Origin of the sequence: Kitasatospora sp. NPDC002040, assembly GCF_040296785.1 — a bacterium.
Lineage (GTDB): Bacteria > Actinomycetota > Actinomycetes > Streptomycetales > Streptomycetaceae > Kitasatospora.
The window spans coordinates 174,394-195,871 of sequence record NZ_JBEOXV010000002.1 but is presented as its reverse complement, the minus strand read 5'-3'; the positions used below and the strand labels follow the sequence as shown (position 1 = coordinate 195,871).

Annotated in this window: 19 protein-coding genes; 7 read left to right on the top strand and 12 right to left on the bottom strand. The window is 73.1% G+C overall.

What is annotated here, in order from left to right; genetic code table 11:
- The first annotated feature begins 8 nt into the window (after positions 1-8).
- Positions 9-1,265, top strand: a complete 1,257-nt coding sequence (locus ABT118_RS06345; protein ID WP_350645325.1) for an ATP-grasp domain-containing protein — start codon at positions 9-11, stop codon at positions 1,263-1,265.
- A 91-nt stretch (positions 1,266-1,356) separates the two neighbouring features.
- Here ABT118_RS06345 and ABT118_RS06340 read toward each other — a convergent pair whose 3' ends face one another.
- The 5 genes from ABT118_RS06340 to ABT118_RS06320 form a co-directional block, all read right to left on the bottom strand.
- Positions 1,357-2,601: a serine hydrolase domain-containing protein gene (locus ABT118_RS06340; protein ID WP_350645323.1), complete on the bottom strand. Its 1,245-nt coding sequence runs from the start codon at positions 2,599-2,601 to the stop codon at positions 1,357-1,359.
- Between the two features lie 75 nt (positions 2,602-2,676).
- Positions 2,677-4,239 (bottom strand): S8 family peptidase, encoded by a 1,563-nt coding sequence (locus ABT118_RS06335; RefSeq protein WP_350645321.1) that lies wholly within the window; start codon positions 4,237-4,239, stop codon positions 2,677-2,679.
- A 120-nt stretch (positions 4,240-4,359) separates the two neighbouring features.
- A complete protein-coding gene (locus ABT118_RS06330; protein WP_350645319.1) occupies positions 4,360-5,904 on the bottom strand; it encodes an APC family permease in 1,545 nt (514 codons plus the stop codon).
- A gap of 107 nt (positions 5,905-6,011) precedes the next feature.
- A complete protein-coding gene (locus tag ABT118_RS06325; RefSeq protein WP_350645317.1) occupies positions 6,012-7,598 on the bottom strand; it encodes a beta-N-acetylhexosaminidase in 1,587 nt (528 codons plus the stop codon).
- A gap of 126 nt (positions 7,599-7,724) precedes the next feature.
- On the bottom strand, positions 7,725-8,642 hold the full coding sequence (locus ABT118_RS06320) for a LysR family transcriptional regulator (protein ID WP_350645316.1): 918 nt from the start codon (positions 8,640-8,642) through the stop codon (positions 7,725-7,727).
- Positions 8,643-8,733: 91 nt separating this feature from the next.
- Between ABT118_RS06320 and ABT118_RS06315 the strand changes: the two genes are divergently transcribed.
- From ABT118_RS06315 to ABT118_RS06305, 3 genes are all read left to right on the top strand, one after another.
- Positions 8,734-10,176 carry an MFS transporter gene (locus tag ABT118_RS06315; protein WP_350645314.1) on the top strand — a complete coding sequence of 481 codons (1,443 nt, stop codon included), beginning with the start codon at positions 8,734-8,736 and terminating at the stop codon, positions 10,174-10,176.
- A gap of 26 nt (positions 10,177-10,202) precedes the next feature.
- Positions 10,203-11,189: a zinc-binding dehydrogenase gene (locus ABT118_RS06310; protein WP_350645312.1), complete on the top strand. Its 987-nt coding sequence runs from the start codon at positions 10,203-10,205 to the stop codon at positions 11,187-11,189.
- A 119-nt stretch (positions 11,190-11,308) separates the two neighbouring features.
- A complete protein-coding gene (locus ABT118_RS06305; protein WP_350645310.1) occupies positions 11,309-12,514 on the top strand; it encodes an 8-amino-7-oxononanoate synthase in 1,206 nt (401 codons plus the stop codon).
- Between the two features lie 381 nt (positions 12,515-12,895).
- Here ABT118_RS06305 and ABT118_RS06300 read toward each other — a convergent pair whose 3' ends face one another.
- Positions 12,896-14,161 carry an MFS transporter gene (locus ABT118_RS06300; RefSeq protein WP_350645308.1) on the bottom strand — a complete coding sequence of 422 codons (1,266 nt, stop codon included), beginning with the start codon at positions 14,159-14,161 and terminating at the stop codon, positions 12,896-12,898.
- A 67-nt stretch (positions 14,162-14,228) separates the two neighbouring features.
- On the opposite strand from ABT118_RS06300, the gene ABT118_RS06295 reads away from it, so the two are divergent.
- Together ABT118_RS06295 and ABT118_RS06290 are read left to right on the top strand one after the other, a co-directional pair.
- Positions 14,229-14,885 (top strand): TetR/AcrR family transcriptional regulator, encoded by a 657-nt coding sequence (locus tag ABT118_RS06295; protein ID WP_350645307.1) that lies wholly within the window; start codon positions 14,229-14,231, stop codon positions 14,883-14,885.
- Between the two features lie 138 nt (positions 14,886-15,023).
- On the top strand, positions 15,024-15,458 hold the full coding sequence (locus ABT118_RS06290; RefSeq protein ID WP_350645305.1) for a hypothetical protein: 435 nt from the start codon (positions 15,024-15,026) through the stop codon (positions 15,456-15,458).
- Positions 15,459-15,534: 76 nt separating this feature from the next.
- Here ABT118_RS06290 and ABT118_RS06285 read toward each other — a convergent pair whose 3' ends face one another.
- From ABT118_RS06285 to ABT118_RS06260, 6 genes are all read right to left on the bottom strand, one after another.
- Positions 15,535-16,017, bottom strand: a complete 483-nt coding sequence (locus ABT118_RS06285) for a hypothetical protein (RefSeq protein WP_350645304.1) — start codon at positions 16,015-16,017, stop codon at positions 15,535-15,537.
- A 174-nt stretch (positions 16,018-16,191) separates the two neighbouring features.
- Positions 16,192-16,515, bottom strand: a complete 324-nt coding sequence (locus ABT118_RS06280) for a UBP-type zinc finger domain-containing protein (RefSeq protein ID WP_350645303.1) — start codon at positions 16,513-16,515, stop codon at positions 16,192-16,194.
- A gap of 5 nt (positions 16,516-16,520) precedes the next feature.
- Positions 16,521-16,934, bottom strand: a complete 414-nt coding sequence (locus ABT118_RS06275) for a hypothetical protein (protein WP_350645302.1) — start codon at positions 16,932-16,934, stop codon at positions 16,521-16,523.
- A gap of 130 nt (positions 16,935-17,064) precedes the next feature.
- The gene (locus tag ABT118_RS06270) at positions 17,065-17,802 is read right to left on the bottom strand and encodes a succinate dehydrogenase/fumarate reductase iron-sulfur subunit (protein WP_350645301.1); all 738 of its coding nucleotides are present in this window, start codon (positions 17,800-17,802) and stop codon (positions 17,065-17,067) included.
- On the bottom strand, positions 17,799-19,757 hold the full coding sequence (locus tag ABT118_RS06265; protein WP_350645300.1) for a fumarate reductase/succinate dehydrogenase flavoprotein subunit: 1,959 nt from the start codon (positions 19,755-19,757) through the stop codon (positions 17,799-17,801). The genes ABT118_RS06270 and ABT118_RS06265 overlap by 4 nt, the downstream gene beginning before the upstream one ends.
- Entirely contained in the window at positions 19,754-20,458 is a 705-nt protein-coding gene (locus tag ABT118_RS06260) for a succinate dehydrogenase cytochrome b subunit (protein WP_350645299.1), read from the bottom strand. The genes ABT118_RS06265 and ABT118_RS06260 overlap by 4 nt, the downstream gene beginning before the upstream one ends.
- Positions 20,459-20,541: 83 nt before the next feature.
- On the opposite strand from ABT118_RS06260, the gene ABT118_RS06255 reads away from it, so the two are divergent.
- The gene (locus ABT118_RS06255) at positions 20,542-21,474 is read left to right on the top strand and encodes a LysR family transcriptional regulator (protein WP_350645298.1); all 933 of its coding nucleotides are present in this window, start codon (positions 20,542-20,544) and stop codon (positions 21,472-21,474) included.
- The last annotated feature ends 4 nt before the right edge of the window (positions 21,475-21,478 follow it).

Genomic DNA, 21,478 nt, shown 5'->3' with positions numbered 1-21,478 from the left:
GAACCACCATGACCGAGCAGCCCTGGATCATCGTCGGCTACGTGCCCGTCCTGCCCTTCATCAAGGAGTTCGCTCCCGGCTCGGTGATCGTCATCGAGGAGCCGGACGTGGTCCGCAACCGGGACATCAAGAGCGCCCTCCAGGACGCCGAGATGCTCCGGGAGCTGATCGAGTGGGAGTACCAGCTCCAGGCCGCCGCGGACGAGTTCTACAACACCTACCCCGACCTGAACCCGGCCCTGGTGGCCCCGATGGTCGAGTACGCCACCCCGTTCGCGGCCCGGTTGGCCGAGCGGTACGGCCTGGCGGGAGCCAGTGCCGGGGCGGCCCAGGTGATGCGGGACAAGTCGCTGCTGCGCCGGGTGACCCGGGCCGCCGGGATCGGCAACCCGGCCTCCCGGGAGGTCAAGTCGGTCGACGAGGTACGGGAGTTCGTGGACGTGTACCCGGGCTCGATCGTGCTCAAGCCGGCCAACCGGCAGGCCTCGGTCGGCACCAAGGTGCTGCACTCGCTGGAGCACCTGGACGAGGCCTGGCAGGAGTGCATCAGCCAGGACGAGGGCGTCATGGTGCCGGAGCGGGAACGCGAACTGCGGATGCTGGTCGAGCAGTTCGTGCACGGCGACGAGTACAGCGTCGAACTGCTGGTCCGTGAGGGCGAGGTGCTGTTCTCCAACGTCACCGGCAAGCTGCTCTACCCGGGCCCGCGTCCGATCGAGCTCGGCCACACGGTGCCGGCCGCCGGGATCTCCGACGAGCTGTCGGCGCTGCTGGTGCAGCTGACCGGGCAGGTGCTGCAGGCGGTCGACTTCTCCAGCGGCATGGTGCACTGCGAGTGGATCGTCAGCGAGGGCCGGCCGTTCCTGGTCGAGTGCGCCGGGCGGTTCCCCGGTGACGGCATCCCGATGCTGATCGAGGAGGCCTACCGGATCGACCTGGCCAAGGAGTTCTACACCGTGATGCGGGGCGGCCGGCCCGAGCCGCTGCCGCAGCGGGCGGCCCGCGGGGCGGCGGTGCGCTTCCTGGCGGCGGCCCCCGGCGAGGTGGTCTCGGTGGACGGGGTCGAGGAGGCGCGCACCCGGCCGGGTGTGCTGTCGCTCTCGCTGCACCTGGAGCCGGGCGACACCGTCCGCGAACTGCTCAGCTCCTGGGACCGGGTGGGCTCGGTGATGACCACCGGGGCCGACTCGACCGAGGCGATGGCCAACGCCGAGGCGGTGCTGGGGGCGATCCGGATCGAGACCGCTGACCTGCGCTGCAACTGACGTGCCGCCACCGGACGACGCGCCGAACCCCTCAGCGGGCGGCGCGTCTCCGGCGTTCCGGCAGCCGGCTGCGGACAGCCGGCTGCCGGGCTCAGGCGGGCGGGAAGAGCTCGGCCACGATGAGCTTGGTGAGCTCGGCGGCCGGTGCGCTGCGGTCCGGTGACTCGTTGAGGTTGACCAGCACTACGATGGTGGCGCAGCGCGCGGGGTCGTAGAGGGCGAAGGAGTTGTAACCGGGGATCTGGCCGTCGTGGCCGAGGAAGCCGAGAATCTCGGCGATGCCGAGCCCGTAGCGCGGTGCGCCGGGCTGGTCCGAGGTGGGCACGAAGGTGAGCCGCTCGCGCTGGAGTTCGGGGCTCAGCAGCGCCCCGGTGGCCAGGGCCGGGGCCCAGCGGCGGAGGTCGTCCACGGTGGAGACCGCGGCGCCCGCCGCCCAGCCCCAGGCGGTGGTGTAGTGGGTGACGTCCAGCGGGTTGCCGGCCGACCAGTCCGCCCAGGCGGCTTCCTTGCCGGTCAGCTTGGGAGCGGTCAGGCTGTCGATGTTGCTGATGAACTGGTAGCCGCGCGCGTACGGTTCGGGGATGTGGGTGTTGCTGTCGAAGCTGCTCTCCCGCATCCCGAGCGGGTCGAACACCCGCTGCTGGAACTCCTGCGCCAGCGGCCGGTGGGTGAGCTGCTCGATGATCAGCCCGAGCAGCACGGTGTTGGTGTTGGAGTAGTGGAAGCCGGTGCCGGGCGGGAAGTACGGCGGATTGGCGAAGGAGATGTCCAGCAGCTCCTGCGGGGTCCACGGGTACTCGGGCTGCTGGTCCAGGCGCCGGTTGAAGTCGGGGTCCTCGGAGTAGTTGTACAGGCCGCTGGTCATCTGGAGCAGCTGGCGGATGGTGATGTGCTCGCCGTCGGGCACGTCCGGCCGGTAGGCGGCCACCGGGTCGTCCAGCCCCAGCCTGCCCTCCTGGACCAGCTGGAGCACGACCGTGCCGGTGAGGGTCTTGGTGATGCTGCCGATCCGGATGTGGTCGTCGGTCCGGATCGGCGCGCCGGTGCCGAGGTCGCCGGTGCCCAGGGCGGTGGTCCAGGTGCCCCACTCGGGGGTGCTGACCGAGACGATCGCGCCGGGCACGCGCAGGCGCTGCATCAGCGCGATCAGATCCGGCGTCAGGCGCTCGGCGAACGGCGCCGACCGGACCGCCAGGGTGGTCCGGTCGGCGGGTGCCCCGAGGGCGGGTGCGGTCGCGGTCAGCGGCAGCAGCGCGGCGGCGAGCAGCACGGCCGTCCAGGGCCGGGCTGCCCGCCGCCGGGTGGTACCGGTGCGGACGGGTGTTCTGGTCTGCATGTCCGTGTTCTACCAGCGGGCTGCCGTTGAACCGCCGCCTTCCACCATCGGTGGGCGCGTCCGGCTGACGGCGGGTCAGAAGCGCAGGGTCCAGCTGTCGAGGTAGCCGCTGAAGATCTGGGTGACGTCGGTGACCCGCAGCCGCCAGACGCCGTTGGCGGTCTCGCTGGAGGCGTCGACGCTGTAGATCCCGGCCAGGTCGTTGCTGCCGACCCAGATCTCCTCCTCCTTGACCAGGTAGACGCTGCCGTCCGGCGCGATCAGCTCCACCCGCAGGTCACCGCTCCAGCCGTGCTTGATGTCCAGCTCGATCTCGAGGTCGGCCGGGGCCCGGCCGGTGACGCCGGTGACGGTGACCGGGGACTCGACCGGGCCGTTGTCGGTGACCAGGTCGGTGGTGTTGGTGAAGCGCGGGCCCGGCGGGCGGACCGGGGCGGTGCCGGCGTAGAGCAGGCGGTTGGGCGAGCCGTCGCCGATGTCGTGCAGGGAGCCGACGGCGGCCGCGCCGGTGAGCGCGGTGGCGACCTGGGCCGGGGTGGCGGTGCGGTGGGTGCCCAGGTAGAGCGCGGCGGCGCCGGCCACGTGCGGGGCGGCCATCGAGGTGCCCGACATGGAGGTCTCGCCCTCGTCCCACCAGGGCGAGGCGTAGGCGGACACGATGTCCGTGCCGGGGGCGAAGAGGTCCACCAGCGGCCCGTAGTTGGAGAACGAGGCCCGGCCGTCCTCGGGCGTGCTGGCGCCGACGGTGAGCGCGGTGGCGACCCGGGCGGGCGAATGCCCGGAGGCGTCCACGTCGTCGTTCCCGGCCGCGACCGTGTAGGTGAGGCCGGAGGCGATCGAGTTGCGGACGGCGGTGTCGAGCGCCTCGTCCGGTTCGCCGCCCAGGCTCATGTTGACCACGGCGGGTTTGACGGCGTGGGAGGTGACCCAGTCGATGCCCGCGACCACCTGCTCGGTGGTGCCGCTGCCCTCGTCGTCGAGCACCCGGACGGCCACCACCTTGGCCTTCTTGGCCACCCCGTACAGGGTGCCGGCCACGGTGGCCGCGACATGGGTGCCGTGCCCGTGGCCGTCGGCGGCCACGGCGTCGTTGTCGATCGCGTCGTAGCCGTAGCTCGCCCGGCCGCCGAAGTCGGCGTGCTCGATCATCACGCCGGTGTCGATCACGTAGGCGGTGACCCCCTGGCCCGCCGTGTCCGGGTAGGTGTAGCGCTGGTCCAGCGGCAGGCGGCGGCGGTCGATCCGGTCCAGGCCCCAGGACGGCGGCTCGGTCTGGGTGGTGGTGGCGTCCAGCTTCACCCGGCGGTTCGGGACCACGGCGGAGACGGCCGGGTCGGCCGCCAGCCGGCGGGCCTGGCGGGCGTCGAGCTGCACCGAGTAGCCGTGGAACGCGGCGTCGAAGGTACGGCCCAGCTTCCCGTGGTACCTGGCGGCCAGGGCCGGGCCGGAATCGGCCTTCAGCGCCTGGGACTTGAGGATGACCAGGTAGCTGCCGGGGATCGTCCCCGGTGCGCCGTCGCCCTGGACGACGCCCTCCCGGTCGGCGGCGGCGGCCGGGAAGCCCGCGCCCAGGGCCAGTGCGCCGGCCAGCAGCAGTGCGGCCGGGGCGCGGCGGGACAGTCGGAGTCTGCGGAGCATGGTGAGGTTCCCCCCTCGTCAGGACGTGCCGGGGGAGGCCGGGTCGAACCGGTGCGTGGTCTCCCCCCACTGCAACGAGCCTGACGGACCGTCAACTCCTGTGCAAGGAGCGCGCCTTGATCAGTCCTCGACGATCAGTGCCGGAGTGTCGTGGCGCAGCGTCCGCCCCTGGAAGTACGCGGGGGCGCGGCGCTGCCAGAGCAGCATCAGCACCAGGCCGAGCAGCAGCAGGCCGAAGCCGATCAGGAAGACCGTGCCGATGCCGAACAGCGAGGTGCCGGAGCCGTAGTCGGGGTCGAAGGTGTCGACGGCGGTCTTGGCGAAGACCAGCGTGAGCAGCACCGCGCCGGTCAGCGGGAAGAGGCCCTTGAAGAGGAAGTCGTGGACGGAGCGGGTGAGTTCGCGGCGGAAGTACCAGACGCAGGCGTAGGAGGTCAGGCCGTAGTAGAAGCAGATCATCATGCCGAGGGCGAAGATGGTGTCGACCAGCACGCTGTCGCTGATCAGGGTCATCACCGAGTAGAACACCGCCGTGCCCACCCCGGACACCAGGGTGGCGGTGGAGGGGCTGGCGAAGCGCGGGTGGACCCGGGCCAGCCGGGCCGGGATGGCCCGGTAGGTGCCCATCGCGAGCATGGTGCGGGCCGGCGGCAGGAAGGTGGTCTGGAGACTGGACGCGGAGCTGGCCAGCACCGCGACGAAGATCAGGATCGACAGGCTGCCGAGCACCGGGTCGGCGAGCGCGGCGAAGACGTTGTCCTCGGTCTCCGGATTGCCCAGGCCGTACGAGGTGGTGCCCACCCCGGCGAAGCGCTGCGCCGCGACGGCGACCACCAGGTAGCTGGTCAGGATGACCACCATGGTGAGCAGTGCGGCCCGCCCGGGGGTCTTGGCGCTGCCGCTGGTCTCCTCGTTGACGGTCAGTGAGGTGTCCCAGCCCCAGTAGATGAAGAGCGAGAGCGAGAGCCCGGCGGTGAAGGCGGCGAAGGACTGGACCGCGAACGGGTCGAGCCACTGCCAGCTGAACTCGATCGCCAGCGGCGAGCGCCCCTGGCCGGCCTTGACGAAGGCGAACAGCGCGAACAGCGCCAGCACCACCAACTGGAGCCCCACCAGGACGTACTGGACCTCCTTGGTCAGCCCGACCCCCCGGTAGGCGATCGCGGTGGCGGCGCCGACGAAGACGATGCAGGTCAGGACGTTGATGCCCTTGTTGTGCGCCAGGTCCGCCAGGCTCGGGTGCTCGAACACCCGGGCCAGGAGGAGGTAGAAGAACGTGACCGCCACGCCCGCCAGGTTGGAGAGCACGATGATGGTGGCCACCACCAGCCCCCAGCCGCACATCCAGCCGACGTGCGGGCCGAACGCCTTGGCGGTCCAGGTGAAGGAGGTGCCGCAGTCGGGCATCACCCGGTTCAGCTCGCGGTAGGCGAAGGCCACCAGCAGCATCGGTGCGAACCCGGCCAGGAACACGGCGGGCATCTGCAGCCCGACCTGACCGACCGTCGGGCCCAGTGTCGCGGTCAGCGCGTACACCGGCGCGACCGAGGAGACGCTCAGCACCACGCTCGCCACCAGGCCGACCGCCCCGGAGCGCAGGCCCTTCTCCTGCAGGTCCTGCTCCGGCCGGTGCTCTCCGTCGGTACCGCGGTCGCTCTCGCGCACAAGTCCTCCCGGCCGCGATCATCGCCGGGGCGGCGGGCGGAGTCACGGACCGGCCCGCCTGCGCCGCCCGGAACCACCCGTGCGGCGCAGGCGGGCCACCGCCGGGGTCAGCGCCAGGGGATGCTCGGCCGCCGCTCGAAGGCGAAGCCGGCCGCCTCCCAGCGCAGGGCCTGGCCGGCCAGGCGTACCCGGAACTCCGGCCAGTGCCGGTCCGCCTGCGCCGACCAGCCGACCTCGGCGAGCGCGGGCAGCCGGGGCAGCAGCATCAGGTCGAGCTCGGCGACGGTGCTCAGGGTCTCGGTCCAGAGCGCCGGTTCGACGCCGAGCACCGAGCCCGGGGGCAGGCCGGGGAGGAAGGTGTCGGGGTCCCAGCCGTAGGTGTCCAGCACGTCCACGTACCCGGCCCAGCGGAGGCCGAGGCGGTAGCCGTTCTGGTACTTCATGTCCAGGTAGGTCCGCCCGGCCGGTGACATCAGCACCTTGGCGCCGCGTCCGACGGCCGCCTGCACCGGGACGGTCGCGGTCTGGTCGGCCCGCCAGTACTGGAGCAGCCCGACCTGGCCGGGGCCGGCCTGGCCCGCGCCGGCCTGGCCCGCGCCGGCCGCCGGGGCGGTCTCGTGCCAGCCGACCGGGATCTTGCCGGCCGCGACCACCTGGGCCGCCACCCGCCGGACGAACTGCTCGTACTGCTGCGGTTCGAGCCGCTTCACCTCGTCGCCGCCGATGTGCAGGTACGGCCCCGGGGTTAGCGCGGCGAGGTGGGTGATCACGTCGTTGGTGAAGGCGTAGCTGCGCTCGTCGGTCGGGCAGAGCGCGCTGAAGCCGACCTCGGTGCCGGTGTAGGGGACGGGCGGCGGCCCGCCGCTGCAGTCCAGTTCGGGGTGGGCGGTGAGGGCGGCGTTGGTGTGCCCGGGCAGGTCGATCTCCGGAACCACCGTCAGGAATCGCTCCTGGGCGTACCGGACGATCTCCCGGTAGTCCGCGTCGGTGTAGAAGCCGCCGGGGGTGCCGCCGACCTCGGTGGCGGCGCCGATCCCGGTCAGCTCCGGGTGGCCGGGGACGGTGATCCGCCAGCCCTGGTCGTCGCTGAGGTGCAGGTGCAGGTGGTTGAACTTGTACAGGGCCAGCCGGTCGACGAAGGCCTTCACCTCGGCCACGGTGAAGAAGTGCCGGGCGACGTCCAGCAGCGCGCCCCGGTAGGGGTAGCGCGGCCGGTCGGTGACGGTGACGGGCGGAACCGCCCAGCGGACCTGCACCACCGCACCGGCGTCGATGTGCGGGGGCAGCAGCTGACGCAGCGTCTGGGTGCCCCGGTACAGGCCCTGTTCGGTATTTGCGGTGATCACCACCCCCTGCTCGTCGGCGGCCAGCCGGTACCCCTCCTCGCCCTCGACCGCCGGGTCCAGTCGGAGCTCGATGCCGCCGGTGGCGGGCCCGACCGGGAGCGGCAGGCCGGTGGAGCGGCGGAGCTGCTCGGCCAGGCGGTCCGCGAGCGGGGCGGTCCCCGGCGCGGTGCGGATGGCGGTGTCGGCAGTGAGCAGGTAGCCGGGGCCGGTCCCGACGGTGGTGCTGAGCGGCAGCGGGATGACGTTGATCGCGGGCAGCGCCCGCGGTTCGTCCGACTGGGCCGGCTGGCAGGACAGCAGTAGTGCCAGCGCGGCGACCAGGCCGGCACATCTGGTCAAGACTCTCACTTCGTGGTTCCCCCGATCCGAGTGGTCTGGACCAGAGTGTCAGAACGGCGGGCCGCCGCACACCGTGCGCGGGCAAGGTCCGTCACGGTGGGCCGAGTTGTGATCGGATGTCGGGCCGAGTCGTGATCAGGGGTGGGGCCGACCGGTCATCAGCTCGCGGACGCAGCCGCGCAGCCAGGCGTGCGCGGGGTCGGCCCGGTGCCGGGGGTGCCAGGCCAGGCCGAACGACAGCGGGGGCAGCGGCAGCGGGATCTCGAACGTGACCAGGCCCAGGGCGTCGGCCAGGCTCCGGGCGCGGACGTTCACCAGGCCCACCAGATCGCTGTCCAGCAGCACGAACAGCGAGGCCGGGAAGGTGCCGACACTGCCCACCACCGTTCTGGCCAGGCCGAGTTCGGCCAGTGCGGCGTCGATCGGGCCGGACAGTCGGCCCCGCCGGGAGACGCTCAGGTGCCGCGCCGCGGCGAACCGGGCCGGGGTGACCGGGCCGTCGCCCAGCAGCGGATGCCCGGGGCGGACCACGGCCAGCATCCGGTCGTCGAAGAAGTGCTCGACCTGCACCTCCGGCGAGGTGGTGTCGATCACCCCGACCTCCAGATCCGCCGCACCCTCGCGCAGGGCCGGGGCGTCGAGGTGGTTCTCGGTCAGGAACCGCAGCCGCACCCCGGGCGCCTCGGCCGCCGCCCGCGCGAACAGCGCCGCACCGTGCGCGGCGGCGAAGGCGTCGTACGCGAGCACGGTGAAGGTGCGCGAGAGCGTCGGCAGGTCCACCTGCCCGGCCGCGACGAACAGCGCCTGGGCCCGCTCCACCACCGCCCTGACCTCGGCCCGGACGGCCATCGCGTGCGGCGTCGGCACCATGCCGCGCCCGGCCCGCACCAGCACCGGATCGCCGAGTGCCTTGCGGATCCGGCCCAGGGTGCGGCTCATCGCGGGCTCGGACAGGTGCAGCCGGCGGGCGGCGCCGGAGACGCTGCCCTCCTCCAGCAGCAGGTCGAGGGCGACCAGGAGGTTGAGGTCCAGACCGGAATGCGTCACGTGCATTCCTCTCTTGCAGAACTTGCACTGGAAGGCAGGGCTCGATCGCCCTACGGTGACAGACATCCCGCCGTCCACGCCAGCTCCAGGGGGAGCCTTGTCCACACCTGCCCGCACGCCCGCGCCCGGCCGCCCGGTGGTGCTCACCGTCTGCGCCGCCGCCCTGGTCGCCCAGAGCATGGTCGCCGCGATCAACCTGATGATCCCGCAGCTGGCCTCCGCCGGGCTCGGCCTGAGCCCGAGTCAGCTGATCTGGGCCGTCGACGCCTACGTGATCGTCTTCGCGGGCCTGCTGATCCCCGCCGGGGCGCTCGGCGACCGGTACGGCCGCCGGGGTGCCCTGCTCGCCGGGCTCGGCCTGTTCGCCGCCGGGGCGGTGGCCAGTGCCCTGGCCACCGGACCGGCGCTGCTGATCACCGGCCGGGCCGTCTCCGGCGCCGGCGCCGCGCTGATCATGCCCGCCACCATGTCCGTCCTGGTCTTCCTGGCCGGCCCCGAACGCCGGGCCCAGGCCCTCGCCTCCTGGACCCTCTCGCTCGGCCTCGGCGGCCTGGCGGGCAACGTCGGCGGCGGCCTGATCGCCCAGTACCTGCCCTGGCAGGCCCTGTTCTGGGTCATGCTCCCGCTCGCCGCCGTCCTCGCGGCCGCCGTCGCCCGCACCGTCCCCGCGACACCCCGGCACCCGGCCGCCACCGACGTACCCGGCTCGGCCCTGCTGATCGCCGGCCTGGCCGCCGTGCTCTACGGCATCATCGAGGGGCCCTCGGCCGGCTGGGCCTCCGGCCGGGTGCTGACCGGCTTCGGCGCCGGGGCTGCGCTGCTGGCCGCCTTCACCGGCCACGCGCTGCGCACTGCCCACCCGCTGGTCGACCCCCGGGTGTTCCGGTCCGGCCGGCTGAGCTCGGCGGCGCTCGGCTCGGCCGCGAGCTTCTTCGGCCTGTTCGCCCTCTTCTACGTCAACTCCCAGTTCCTGCAGTACGTCAAGGGCTACTCGGCGGTGCTGACCGGGCTCGCCATCGTGCCGCTCGCGGTCGGGATGGCGCTGGTCCCCAGGCTCACCGTCCGGCTCCAGGGCCGGTACGGGCCGCGCCCGCTGATCGGCGGCGGACTGGCCCTGATCGGCCTCGGCCTGCTCGCCGTCTCCACGGCGGACGCCTCGACCCCGTACCCGCTCTACGCGGCGTACCTGCTGGTGCTGTCCGGCGGGATGGGCCTGTCCGCCCCCGCGCTGGCCTTCGGCGTGGTCTCCGAACTGCCGCCCGGCCAGGCCGGGTTGGGTGCGGGCCTGAACACGGCGGCGCGGGAGATCGGGGCGGCGCTCGGGGTCGCGGTGGTCGGCACCGTGCTGGCCGCCCACTCCTCGGGCCGACTCGGGTCCGGCCAACTGGCCTCCGCCGCGCAGGGGTTCGGCGCCGGGATGGCGGTCGGGCTGCGGCTGGTGGCGGCCGTGGTGCTGACCGCGGCCGCGGTGGCCACGCTCGGATACCGGCCCGACCGGACCGGAACAGCTGCGGCCGCCGGGGAGTTGTCCCGACAGTGAGTTCGGGAACGATGCAGGAGGACACGATGGGTTCGACGATGCGGGCCGTGGTGCTGGCCGGACCGGGGCCGGTGGAGCAGCTGACGGTGACCCGGCTGCCGAAGCCGGAACCCGCGCCCGGCTGGGTGCGGATCAAGGTCGAGGCGTTCGGCCTCAACCGCTCCGAGCTGCACACCCGGCTCGGCCTGGCCGAAGGGGTCACCTTCCCCCGGGTGCCCGGCATCGAGGCGACCGGCACGGTGGACGCCGACCCCGACGGCGTCCTGACGCCGGGGCAGCAGGTGGTCACCATGATGGGCGGGATGGGCCGCACCTTCGACGGCGGCTACGCCGAGTACACCGTGGTGCCCCGCTCGCAGGTGCTGCCGTTCAGCTCCGAGCTGCCGTGGGAGGTGCTCGGCGCCGTCCCGGAGACGCTGCAGACCGCGTACGGATCACTGACCGTCGGGCTCGGCCTCCGGCCCGGCCAGTCGCTGCTGATCCGGGGCGGGACCTCGGCCCTCGGCCTGGTCGCCGCCACCCTGGCCAAGGACCAGGGCGCCACCGTGCTCGCCACCACCCGCGACGCCGACCGGCTCGCCGCGCTGGCCGACCACGGCGTCGACCACCCGCTGGTCGACGACGGCAAGGTGGCCGAGCAGGTCCGCGCGATCCTTCCCGACGGCGTGGACGCGGCCCTCGAGCTGGTCGGTACCCCGACCCTGCCCGACACCCTGGCGGCGACCCGGGGGCAGGGCACGGTCTGCTTCGCCGGCATGCTCTCCAACCAGTGGACCGTGCCCGACTTCTACCCCATCGGCTACCTCCCCCGAGGGGTACGGCTGTCGGCCTACGGCGGCCAGGCCGACGACCTGCCGACCGAGGTGCTCCAGCGCTACCTGGACCGGATCGCCTCCGGTGAGATCAGCGCCGGTCCGACCCACGTCTACTCGCTGGACCAGATCCGGGCCGCCCACACCGACCTGGAGCACGGCCACCGCCTCGGCAAGCTGGTGGTCCGCGTCAGCGGGTGAACTGAGCCACACGGCAGGGCGCCGGACCTGGGAAACCAGCAGGTCAGAGCCGTCCGCCGGGCAACGGGGAGCAGGGCCGACCGTTGCCCGGCGGACCGGGTGGATGACAGAGTGCGGCCATGGTCAACTCCGCTGCGCCCGTCACCGCCGAGCCGCCGGCACCCGTCACCGAGCCGCCGGCTCCCGCCGCCGTCTTCGACTGGCTGGACCAGGCCGCCGAGCTGCGGGCCGCCGCCGGGCTGACCCGGACCCTGCGCAGCCGCCCCGCCGAGGACCCGGTGCTGGACCTGGCCGGCAACGACTACCTCGGACTGGTGCACCACCCCGACGTCACCCGGGCCGCCGCCGAGGCGGCGCTGCGCTGGGGCGGCGGCGCCACCGGCTCCCGGCTGGTCACCGGCACCACCGCGCTGCACACCGAACTCGAGCTCGAACTGGCCGAGTTCTGCGGGGCCGAGGCCGCACTGGTGTTCTCCTCCGGCTACGCCGCCAACCTGGCCGCACTCACCGCGCTGACCGACCCCGACACCCTGATCGTCTCCGACGCGTACAACCACGCCTCGCTGATCGACGGCTGCCGCCTCGCCCGCAGCGACGTGCACCGCGCCCCGCACGACGACCCCGCCGCCGTCGCGGCGGCACTGGCCGCGCGGACCCACCGGCGGGCGCTGGTGGTCAGCGACTCGGTCTTCTCGGTGGACGGCAACGCCGCCAGGGTCGGCGAGCTCTCCGCCGCCGCCCGCGCCCACGGCGCCGCGCTCCTGATCGACGACGCGCACGGCCTCGGCGTCCTCGGCCCCGGCGGCCGGGGAGCCCTGGCCGCCGCCGGCCTGGCCGGCGCACCCGACACCGTGGCGACCGTGACGCTCTCCAAGTCGCTCGGCTCCCAGGGCGGCGCCGTGGTCGGCCCCCGACGGGTGATCAGGCACCTCACCGAGACCGCCCGGACCTTCATCTTCGACACCGGCCTCGCCCCCGCCGCCGTCGGCGCCGCCCTCGCTGCGCTGCGCCTGCTGCGCGCCGAACCCGAGCGGGCCGACCGGGCCCGCGAGGTGGCCCGGCTGCTCTCGGCCCAGCTCACCGCCGTCGGCCTGCACGCCAGCACCCCGGACGCCGCCGTGGTCTCGGTCCGCGCCCCCGGCCCGGAGGCCGCCGTGGCCTGGGCAGCCGACTGCCGCACCGCCGGCCTCGCCGTCGGCTGCTTCCGCCCGCCGTCCGTACCGGACGGCATCTCCCGCCTGCGCCTCACCGCCCGCGGCGACCTGACGGACGCCCAGATCGCGCACGCCGTCGAGGTGATCCGCCGCACCGCCCCTGGCGCCTAGGGTCTCTCTTTCGGATCACGTCGGGCGACCGCCGCCGGGGCACGCACCTCGCCGGCTTCTCGTCGGTCGCCGATGCGCTGCATCAGGCTCCCTCCTCGGCGCCGCCGATGCACGCACCCCAACGACGCCCGCTGATCCGACGTGACCCGAAAGAGAGACCCTAGTCGGCGAACAGGGTGCGCTCGACGTGCTGGGTGTCGGTGTACTCGCGGACCGAGGTGATCCGGCCGGGCCGCGACTGGCTCCCGGAGGCGGACCTCCGAAATGTCCTGACGAGTCGTCAGGGCGCACCGTGAGCTCGAACGACCATGGATTCCCCAGCCTGCGGCGCGAGTTCGGCTCTCGCCGCCCGTTGTAGGGCCAGTTGGTGAGAAGCCCGTTTCAGGAGGCGGACACCGGCGTCGGTGCCTGCGCGCTGCGCCGCAGCACCGGAGCCAGCAGCAGGCCGGTGGCGGCCAGCACCGCCGCCCCGGCCAGGGACGGGGACCGCAGGCCGAAGCCGTGCGCCAGTACCCCGGCCAGGGCCGCGCCGACCGCCATGCCCCCGTTCGCCAGCATCTGATAGGCCATGCCGACCCGGCCCATCAAGTGCTCCGGCACCAGCCCCTGTCGGACGGACACCGCGACGATCCCGTACGCCATGCTGAGCGCGCCCCACAGGAACGTACAACTCCAGACCAGCAGAAGGCAGTTCGCTGCAGCGACACCGCCCAGTGCGACCGCCGCGCCGATCGGCCCGGCGAACAGTACCCACCCGTTGCCCAGCCGGTCGGCCAGTCGTGGTGCGGCCAGCGAGCCGATCACCCCGCCGACGGCGAAGACGGCGACCAGGACGCCGTAGCCCTGCGCGCTCAGCCGCAGCACGTCGCGGGTGTACAGCACCAGGACGGAGATCACGCCCCCGGCCACCAGGTTGGTCGCGCAGGCCGCCAGGCAGAGCGCCCGCAGCAGCCGGTGCCGCCACAGCCAGCGCACCCCCTCGGCCGCCTCCGCACCGAGCCGGCGCACGGCGGAGCCGCGCCGGGTGACCGTCCCCTGCACACGCTGCTCCCCGCCGAGCCCGCCGCGGATCCCGAGCACGAGCAGCGCGGCCGCCGCGAACGAGACCGCGTCCAGCACGAACGGCGCCGACACGGCAGCGGCGAACAGCACCGTGCCGAGCGGGGCACCGAGCAGCGGGTCGGCGACCAGTGCACTCGCCTGGAGCCGGCCGTTCGCCCGGGGCCGGTGGGCCGGTGCCACCACGGACGGTACGGCGCCGACCCAGCCGGCGTTGTAGGACGTCTGGCCGCAGCCGAGCAGGAAGCCGGCCACGGCGAGCAGCGGCACCGACACCCGGTCCACGGCCAGTGCGAGCACCAGGCCGCCGACCAGCACCGCGCGCAGTGCGTCCACCACGAACAGCAGGCGGCGGCGGTCGAGCCGGTCGGCGAGCGCGCCGGCGGGCAGGCTCAGCAGCAGCCAGGGCAGGTGCTCGGCCGTGGCGACCAGCGCGACGTCGCGCGGGTCCCCGGAGATGCGGGCGGCGAGCAGCGGAAGTGCGACGAACCGCATGCCGTCACCGAGCGCGGAGACGGCGACCGAGGCGCAGAGCAGATGGAACCTGTGGCCCAGCGGTACGCCGGACCTCCCCCTGATGAAAAACATGAACCAGACTCTGGTTCGTATCTGATGGGATGTCAAGATAGGCTGCTGTCCCCAGCGAAGGAGTCCCATGTCCGATCCCGGTTCGCCGCCCACGTCCGCCGAGGTCACCGCCCTGCCCGGCGCGCTGCGCGCACCGCAGCAGCAGCGCAGCCGGGAGAAGGTGTCCAGGATCCTCGCGGCGACCGCCCGGCTGCTGGAGGAGCGGCCCTACGACGAGGTGGGCACGAAGCTGATCGCCGCCGAGGCCGGGGTCTCGGTCGGCGTGCTCTACCGGTTCTTCCCGGACAAGCACGCGATCGTGACCGCGCTCACCGTCGACTGGCTGGACCGGATCGTGCAGATCACGGTCCGGGCCCTGGCCGGGCCGCTGCCCGCCGACCCGCGTGAACTGATCGTCCGTCTGCTCTCCGAGCACACCCGCTTCCGCACCGAACAGCCCGGGTTCCACCGGCTCTGGTACGACGGCCCGCCACTGCCCGCCCTGCGCGAGTACGACCAGGCGAGCGACCGGGCCATCGCGGACCTGATCCGGACGGTGCTGGTCGGCGAGTACGGCTACGCCGACACCCCCGCCTTCGCCCTGCGCACCCGGCTCGCCGTGCACACCGCGGCCGACCTGCTCAACGCGGCCTTCCGGGACCGCTCCGACGGGGACCCCGCGATCCTGGCCGAGACCGAACTCCTGCTGAGCCGCTGGCTGCTGGCCCTTCCGGACGCGGACTGAGCCGCACTCCGCACAGCGGTGACGCGGCATCCGGACGGCGGAACGTACTGGAGCCGGGCGCCGGGACGGGCCCGTTGGGCGGACGCGCGGACCTGCGACCGCCGGTCGCCGTCAGGGGTACTCGGTAGGGTCGCCCGCATGGGAGCGAGTGACTGGCTGTACTTCACGCCTTTCCGGCCGAGCGAGCAGGAGGCGCTGGACCACCTCCGCGCGGAGGTCTTCGCCCGCGATGCCGAGTACTACCGGGCCGAGGGCTTCGGCTCGTTGGCGGCCCTGGTGGCGGGCGGCCTGCTGGACGAGGAGCCGGCGCACTCGGTCCTCGACGTCCGGCGCGTGGTCCGCTGCGAACCGGACACGGAGCAGGTCGGAGAGGTCAGGGTGGTCGAAGGACCCGAGGCCGTCGAGCTGTTCGGGACGGAGCGGCCGTCGCACGAGACGGTCCGACAGGCCGTCGAACACCGCAGTCCCGAATGGTTCCCCCCGTTCGGGCGCGGCTCCGGCTGCTGCACCGTCGTCCACGACGGCGACGACCGCCCGGAGTCCCTGTGCTTCTGGGGCACCACCGGCTACTGATCCGAGGCGTCATCACAAGGCGAAAGGCCGGTGCGAACTCGGGTCCGTGGCAGGGGCCGTGGTGCGCCGGGCCGGATCAGGCGGCTGCCGCGACCGGCTCGGGCAGTTCGGTTCGGCGCGCACGCCAGGTGCGCCAGGTGCGCCAGAGGAACACCGGCCAGGCGATCGCTGCCGCCACACCGCCGACGGCGAATCCCGTCACCAGCAGGATGGCCGAGCCGCCGTCCGTGGTGGAGAAGACTCCGCCTCGGGCACCGGAGTCCCGTGCCTCGGCCGTCTGTCCGACCCGCATCGAATCCGGTGAGTCGTACAGGATGACGTCCGTGCGAGTGGACGTCCCGTCCGCCGACCGCCAGCTGCCGTAGTGGTCGCAGGACCCGTGGCTGCAGCTCTCCCGGGCGGCGGTGAACGTCCCGATGACCCCGCTGCCGCTCCGCGCCTCCCAGGCCGGGACGAGATCGGGTGCGGCCTTGACGAGGCCGACCACGGCTATGAAGGGCAGGCCGACCCAGAGGAACAGCGAGGTGCGCCAGTGGCGCTGTACAGGGGAATTGCTCATGATCGCCGAGCTTATGAGGTGGCTCCGGGTCCCGTAAAACCATTTCGGTCGCGAGAGCTCGCCTCACCTACATAGCCACGCCGGCCCTCCGCTGTCCGGGTCGGCCCGTTGAGGGGCAACGGGCCGGCTGGCGGGGGAGCCGTCCGGCTGTGGGGGCGCAGGTCTGACGGCGGGTCAGGCCGGGCGGAGGAAGACCTCGTCGGTGTAGCACCATGCCCAGTCCTCGCCGGGCTGGGCGGACCTGGCGATGTGGTGTCCGGGTTCGGTGTCCGCGTGCCGGTGGGCGTGCTGCCCGGGGGAGCTGTCGCAGCAGCCGACGTACCCGCAGTAGAGGCAGGCGCGGAGGTGTACCCAGGTGGTGCCGTTCCGGACGCAGTCCTCGCAGGCGAGGTCGGTGCTCTCCGCCGGTGGCCCGGGGAGGTCGTCGAGGTGGTTGCAGGTCCGCTGGACGATCAGCCCGGGGTCGGCTGCGACCTGCCATCGGTGTTCCTCGTTCATGGCGGTCACGCTACCGGTCGGCGCCGGTTCGATCCCGGTCGCACCGATTGGTTTCGCGCGTGTCCGCGGGTCCAGGCTTCCGGACCACTGAGTAGCGTCGGGGACTCGAAACGGTGGGTGTGGGTCAGGTGAGCGGTGACGAGTCGGGTGGCCTCGGCGACGATCCTGGCGGCGATGGTCTCCAGTGAGTCGTGGAACGCGGGGATCCAGTTCTCGTACTCGGCGGCGTCGCCGGCGATCGTGTGCAGTGCTGAGGGGTAGCCGAGCGGTGCCCACACCTCGCGGCCCAGGAGGCCGGCGCCGGTCGCGGGATGGATGGCGCCCTTCACGATCAGGGTGAGCCGCCAACGGGCAAGCGCCCAGCGGATCTCCGCCTCCTCGACGGGCAGACCGGCCAGCAGATCGAGTTCGTCCGCCACCTGGCAACGCGGCCACCCGCCTCCGGCCTCACCTTCCCCCGCACCCGCGCCGCCGACATCGGCCGGGCCCGCGCCAACGGACTCTCGTGGCTAGGCGGGCCCGGGGCACCGACGGCGCCGTTGCCGGTGGTCAGCCGCGTAGTGAGCGGAGGTGCTCGCGGTTGAGGACGGAGATGCCGGTGAGCGGGATGCCCTTGGGGCAGGCGGTGGCGCACTCGCCGGTGTTGGTGCAGCCGCCGAAGCCCTCGGCGTCCATGGTGTCGACCATGGCGCGGACCCGGGAGGAGCGTTCGGGGGCGCCCTGGGGGAGGACGTTGAGGTGGACCACCTTGGCGGCGGTGAAGAGCATCGCGGAGCCGTTCGGACAGGCGGCGACGCAGGCCCCGCAGCCGATGCACTCGGCGTGTTCGAAGGCGAGGTCGGCGGTCTCCTTGGGGACCGGGGTGGCGTGCGCCTCGGGTGCGGAGCCGGTGGGTGCGGTGACGTACCCGCCGGAGCCGATGATGCGGTCCAGGGCGGAGCGGTCCACCACCAGGTCCTTGACGACCGGGAAGGCGCCGGCCCGCCAGGGTTCGACGTCGATGGTGTCGCCGTCGCGGAAGTGCCGCATGTGGAGCTGGCAGGTGGTGGTCCGCTCGGGGCCGTGGGCCCGGCCGTTGATGACCATCCCGCAGGCGCCGCAGATGCCCTCACGGCAGTCGTGGTCGAAGGCGACGGGGACGTCGCCGCGCTGGATCAGCTCCTCGTTGAGGGTGTCCAGCATCTCCAGGAAGGACATGTCGGGGCTGATGCCGGAGACCTGGTAGGTGGTCATGCCGCCGGGGGCGTCCGGGCCGGGCTGTCGCCAGATGCGCAGGGTGAGGTTCACGCGTAGCTCCGCTGGGTGGGGTGGACGTGTTCGAAGCGGAGTTCCTCGCGGTGCAGCACGGGCGGCTTCCCGGTGCCGGTGAACTCCCAGGCGGCGGCGTACGAGAACTCCTCGTCGCGGCGGGCGGCCTCGCCCTCGGCCGTTGCGCTCTCGGTGCGGAAGTGGCCGCCGCAGGACTCGGTGCGGTGCAGCGCGTCCAGGCACATCAGCTCGGCCAGTTCGAAGTTGTCGACCAGCCGGTTCGCCTTCTCCAGCGCCTGGTTGAGGTCGGCGCCGCTGCCCGGTACCTTGACGCGCCGCCAGAACTCCTCGCGCAGCTCCGGGATCCGGGCCAGCGCCCGGCGCAGCCCGGCCGCGTCCCGGGCCATCCCGCACTCGTCCCAGAGGAGTTCGCCGAGCTCGCGGTGGAGCGAGTCGGGGGTGCGGTCGCCGTCCACGGCGAGGATCCGGGCGAGCCGCCCGGCCGTCTCGGCCTCGACGGCGGCGATCTCGGGGTGGTCGACGGGGACCGGGGCGAGCGGGGTGGAGCCGAGGTAGTGGTTGAGGGTGGGCGGCAGCACGAAGTACCCGTCGGCCAGGCCCTGCATCAGGGCACTGGCGCCGAGCCGGTTGGCGCCGTGGTCGGAGAAGTTGGCCTCCCCGATCGCGAACAGGCCGGGCACGGTGGTCTGCAGGTCGTAGTCGACCCAGAGGCCGCCCATCGTGTAGTGGATCGCGGGGTAGATCCGCATCGGCACCGCGTACGGGTCCTCGGCGGTGATCCGCTGGTACATCTCGAAGAGGTTGCCGTACCTGGCCTGCACCACCGCGCGCCCGAGCCGGGCGACGGCGTCGGCGAAGTCCAGGTACACGCCCTGCCCGCCGGGGCCGACCCCCCTCCCCTCGTCGCAGACCACCTTGGCCGCGCGGGAGGCGATGTCGCGCGGGACGAGGTTGCCGAAGGCGGGGTAGATCCGCTCCAGGTAGTAGTCGCGCTCCTCCTCGGGGATCGCGGCCGGCGGGCGGTCGTCGCCCCTCGCCCTCGGTACCCAGATCCGGCCGTCGTTGCGCAGCGACTCGCTCATCAGGGTGAGTTTGGACTGGTGGTCGCCGCTGCGCGGGATGCAGGTGGGGTGGATCTGGGTGAAGCAGGGGTTGGCGAACAGCGCCCCGCGCCGGTGGGCCCGCCAGATCGCGGTGGCGTTGGAGTTCTTGGCGTTGGTGGACAGGTAGAAGATGTTCCCGTAGCCGCCGGTCGCCAGCACCACGGCGTCGGCCAGATGGGTCGTCAGCTCGCCGGTGACCAGGTCCCGGGCGAGGATGCCGCGGGCCCGGCCGTCCACCACCAGCAGGTCCAGCATCTCGGTGCGGGCGTGCAGTTCGACGTTCCCGGCGGCGATCTGCCGGGACAGCGCCTGGTACGCGCCGAGGAGCAGCTGTTGCCCGGTCTGGCCCCGGGCGTAGAAGGTGCGGGAGACCTGGACCCCGCCGAACGACCGGGTGTCCAGCAGGCCGCCGTACTCGCGGGCGAACGGGACGCCCTGGGCCACGCACTGGTCGATGATCTCCACCGAGACCTGCGCGAGCCGGTGCACGTTGGACTCGCGGGCGCGGAAGTCCCCGCCCTTGACGGTGTCGTAGAAGAGGCGGCGCACCGAGTCGCCGTCGTTGCGGTAGTTCTTGGCCGCGTTGATGCCGCCCTGGGCGGCGATCGAGTGGGCCCGTCGGGGGGAGTCCTGGAAGCAGAACTGCACGACGCGGTAGCCCTGTTCGGCGAGGGTGGCACCGGCCGCGCCGCCGGCCAGACCGGTGCCGACCACGATCACGGTGTGCTTGCGGCGGTTGGCCGGGTTGACCAGCCTGGCCTCGAACCGCCGCCGGTCCCACCGCTCCTCGATCGGCCCTTCCGGCGCCTTGGTGTCGGCGACGGGCGCGCCGATCCCGTAGTCGAGGTAGCTGCTCTCGGTCGGGCTCATCGGACCACTCCGGTCATCACGGCGACGGGGACGGACAGGAAGCCGGCGGTCAGCAGCAGCGCCAGCGCGTCGGCGGTGAGCTTCAGCGCCCGGTCGCGGCGCGGGCTGTTGGCGCCGAGGGTCTGGGCGGCGCTCCAGAAGCCGTGCCGCACGTGCAGGCCGAGCGCCAGCACGGCGAGGCAGTAGACCCCGCCGCCGTACCAGGTGGAGAAGGAGGCCACGATGTTCTGGTAGGGGTGGCCCTCCTCCCCGAGCGGGTTCACCGTCAGGGTGGTGAGGTCGAGGATGTGCCAGACGATGAATAGTCCGAGGATCACCCCGCCCCAGCGCATGGTGCGGGTGGCGTAGCTCGCCCGGCGGCGGGTGTGCACGTACTTGACCGGACGGGCCGCCAGGTCCCGACGGCTCAGCTGGTACGCGGCGACGCCGTGCGCGACCACGGCGGCGAGCAGCGCGAACCGGGCCAGCCAGAGGAACCAGCCGAAGTGCAGGAGCGGCTGCCCGAGCGTGCGCAGCCAGTGGGCGTAGCCGTTGATGTCCTCCGGCCCGAAGAACACCTTGAGGTTCCCGAGCATGTGGGCCACCAGGTAGAGCAGCATGACGAGTCCGCTGACCGCCATGACCGCCTTCTTGCCGAGGGTCGTGCGCCAGAGGACCGCCAGGGTGGGCGGACGGCCGCCGGGCCGAGTCGCGAGTGCCATGCCGACGACGGTAGGGACTTTCGGCATGGTGCGTCCAAGACATGGTTCCGGGCCTGACGATAGGCAACGCCTATGATGGGTGGATGCAGCTCCAGCAGCTCCGCTACTTCACCGCCGTCGCCGAGACCCGCAACTTCACCCGGGCCGCCGAGCGGGAGCTGGTCGCGCAGCCCTCGCTGTCCCAGCAGATCCGTTCCCTGGAGCGGGAGTTGGGAGCCGAGCTGTTCCACCGCTCGCGGACCGGGGCCGTCCTCACCGACGCCGGCGAGGCCCTGCTGCCGCTGGCTCGGCGCATCCTCGCCGACACCGAGTCGGCCCGCCGCGCGGTGCAGGAGACCGTGCAGCTGCGGCGCGGCCGGGTGCGCTTCGGAGCACCGCCCAGTCTCTGCGTCAGCCTGGTGCCGGATGTGCTGCGCGCCTTCAGGGCCGCCCACCCCGGCGTCGACCTCCAGCTCCGCGAGGACGGTTCACGCGGTCTCGAACGCGCCCTGGAAGCAGGTGAGTTGGACCTCGCCCTGGTGGTCCCGCCGGAGGGCGGCGGGCCCGCGCAGCTGGCCGTCACCGAGCTGCTGCACGAGGAGCTCGTCCTGGTCTCCGCAGGGCCCGGCGCCGGAACCCCCGTCGGGCGCCGGGCCCGGATCGAGGACCTGCGGGACCGGCCGCTGGTGATGTTCCGCGAGGGGTACGACGTCCGCGAGACCACCCTGGCCGCCTGCCGCCGGGCCGGCTTCGAGCCCGTCTACGCCGTGGAGGGCGGCGAGATGGACGCCGTCCTCGCCTCCGTCCGGGCCGGTCTCGGCCCGGCCGTGCTCCCCGGCATGGTCGCCGCCCGCTCCGGCCTGCACGTCACCCCCTTCGCCCGCCCCGCCCTCGGCCGGACCATCGCGGTCGCCCACGGCCGCGAGGTCCCGCTCAGCCGAGCGGCCGCCGAGTTCCGCTCCGCCCTGCTCACCCACCTCGCCGAGGCCGCCCGCACCGGGGCGCTCCCACCGGGCAGCCGACTGCTGCCCCACTGAGCCC

Coding starts and splice junctions, on each gene's coding strand:
- ABT118_RS06345 (WP_350645325.1), top strand. CDS start 9: ATGACCGAGCAGCCCTGGATCATCGTCGGCTACGTGCCCGTCCTGCCC.
- ABT118_RS06340 (WP_350645323.1), bottom strand. CDS start 2,601: ATGCAGACCAGAACACCCGTCCGCACCGGTACCACCCGGCGGCGGGCA.
- ABT118_RS06335 (WP_350645321.1), bottom strand. CDS start 4,239: ATGCTCCGCAGACTCCGACTGTCCCGCCGCGCCCCGGCCGCACTGCTG.
- ABT118_RS06320 (WP_350645316.1), bottom strand. CDS start 8,642: ATGCACGTGACGCATTCCGGTCTGGACCTCAACCTCCTGGTCGCCCTC.
- ABT118_RS06310 (WP_350645312.1), top strand. CDS start 10,203: ATGGGTTCGACGATGCGGGCCGTGGTGCTGGCCGGACCGGGGCCGGTG.
- ABT118_RS06305 (WP_350645310.1), top strand. CDS start 11,309: ATGGTCAACTCCGCTGCGCCCGTCACCGCCGAGCCGCCGGCACCCGTC.
- ABT118_RS06300 (WP_350645308.1), bottom strand. CDS start 14,161: ATGTTTTTCATCAGGGGGAGGTCCGGCGTACCGCTGGGCCACAGGTTC.
- ABT118_RS06295 (WP_350645307.1), top strand. CDS start 14,229: ATGTCCGATCCCGGTTCGCCGCCCACGTCCGCCGAGGTCACCGCCCTG.
- ABT118_RS06290 (WP_350645305.1), top strand. CDS start 15,024: ATGGGAGCGAGTGACTGGCTGTACTTCACGCCTTTCCGGCCGAGCGAG.
- ABT118_RS06285 (WP_350645304.1), bottom strand. CDS start 16,017: ATGAGCAATTCCCCTGTACAGCGCCACTGGCGCACCTCGCTGTTCCTC.
- ABT118_RS06280 (WP_350645303.1), bottom strand. CDS start 16,515: ATGAACGAGGAACACCGATGGCAGGTCGCAGCCGACCCCGGGCTGATC.
- ABT118_RS06265 (WP_350645300.1), bottom strand. CDS start 19,757: ATGAGCCCGACCGAGAGCAGCTACCTCGACTACGGGATCGGCGCGCCC.
- ABT118_RS06260 (WP_350645299.1), bottom strand. CDS start 20,458: ATGGCACTCGCGACTCGGCCCGGCGGCCGTCCGCCCACCCTGGCGGTC.
- ABT118_RS06255 (WP_350645298.1), top strand. CDS start 20,542: ATGCAGCTCCAGCAGCTCCGCTACTTCACCGCCGTCGCCGAGACCCGC.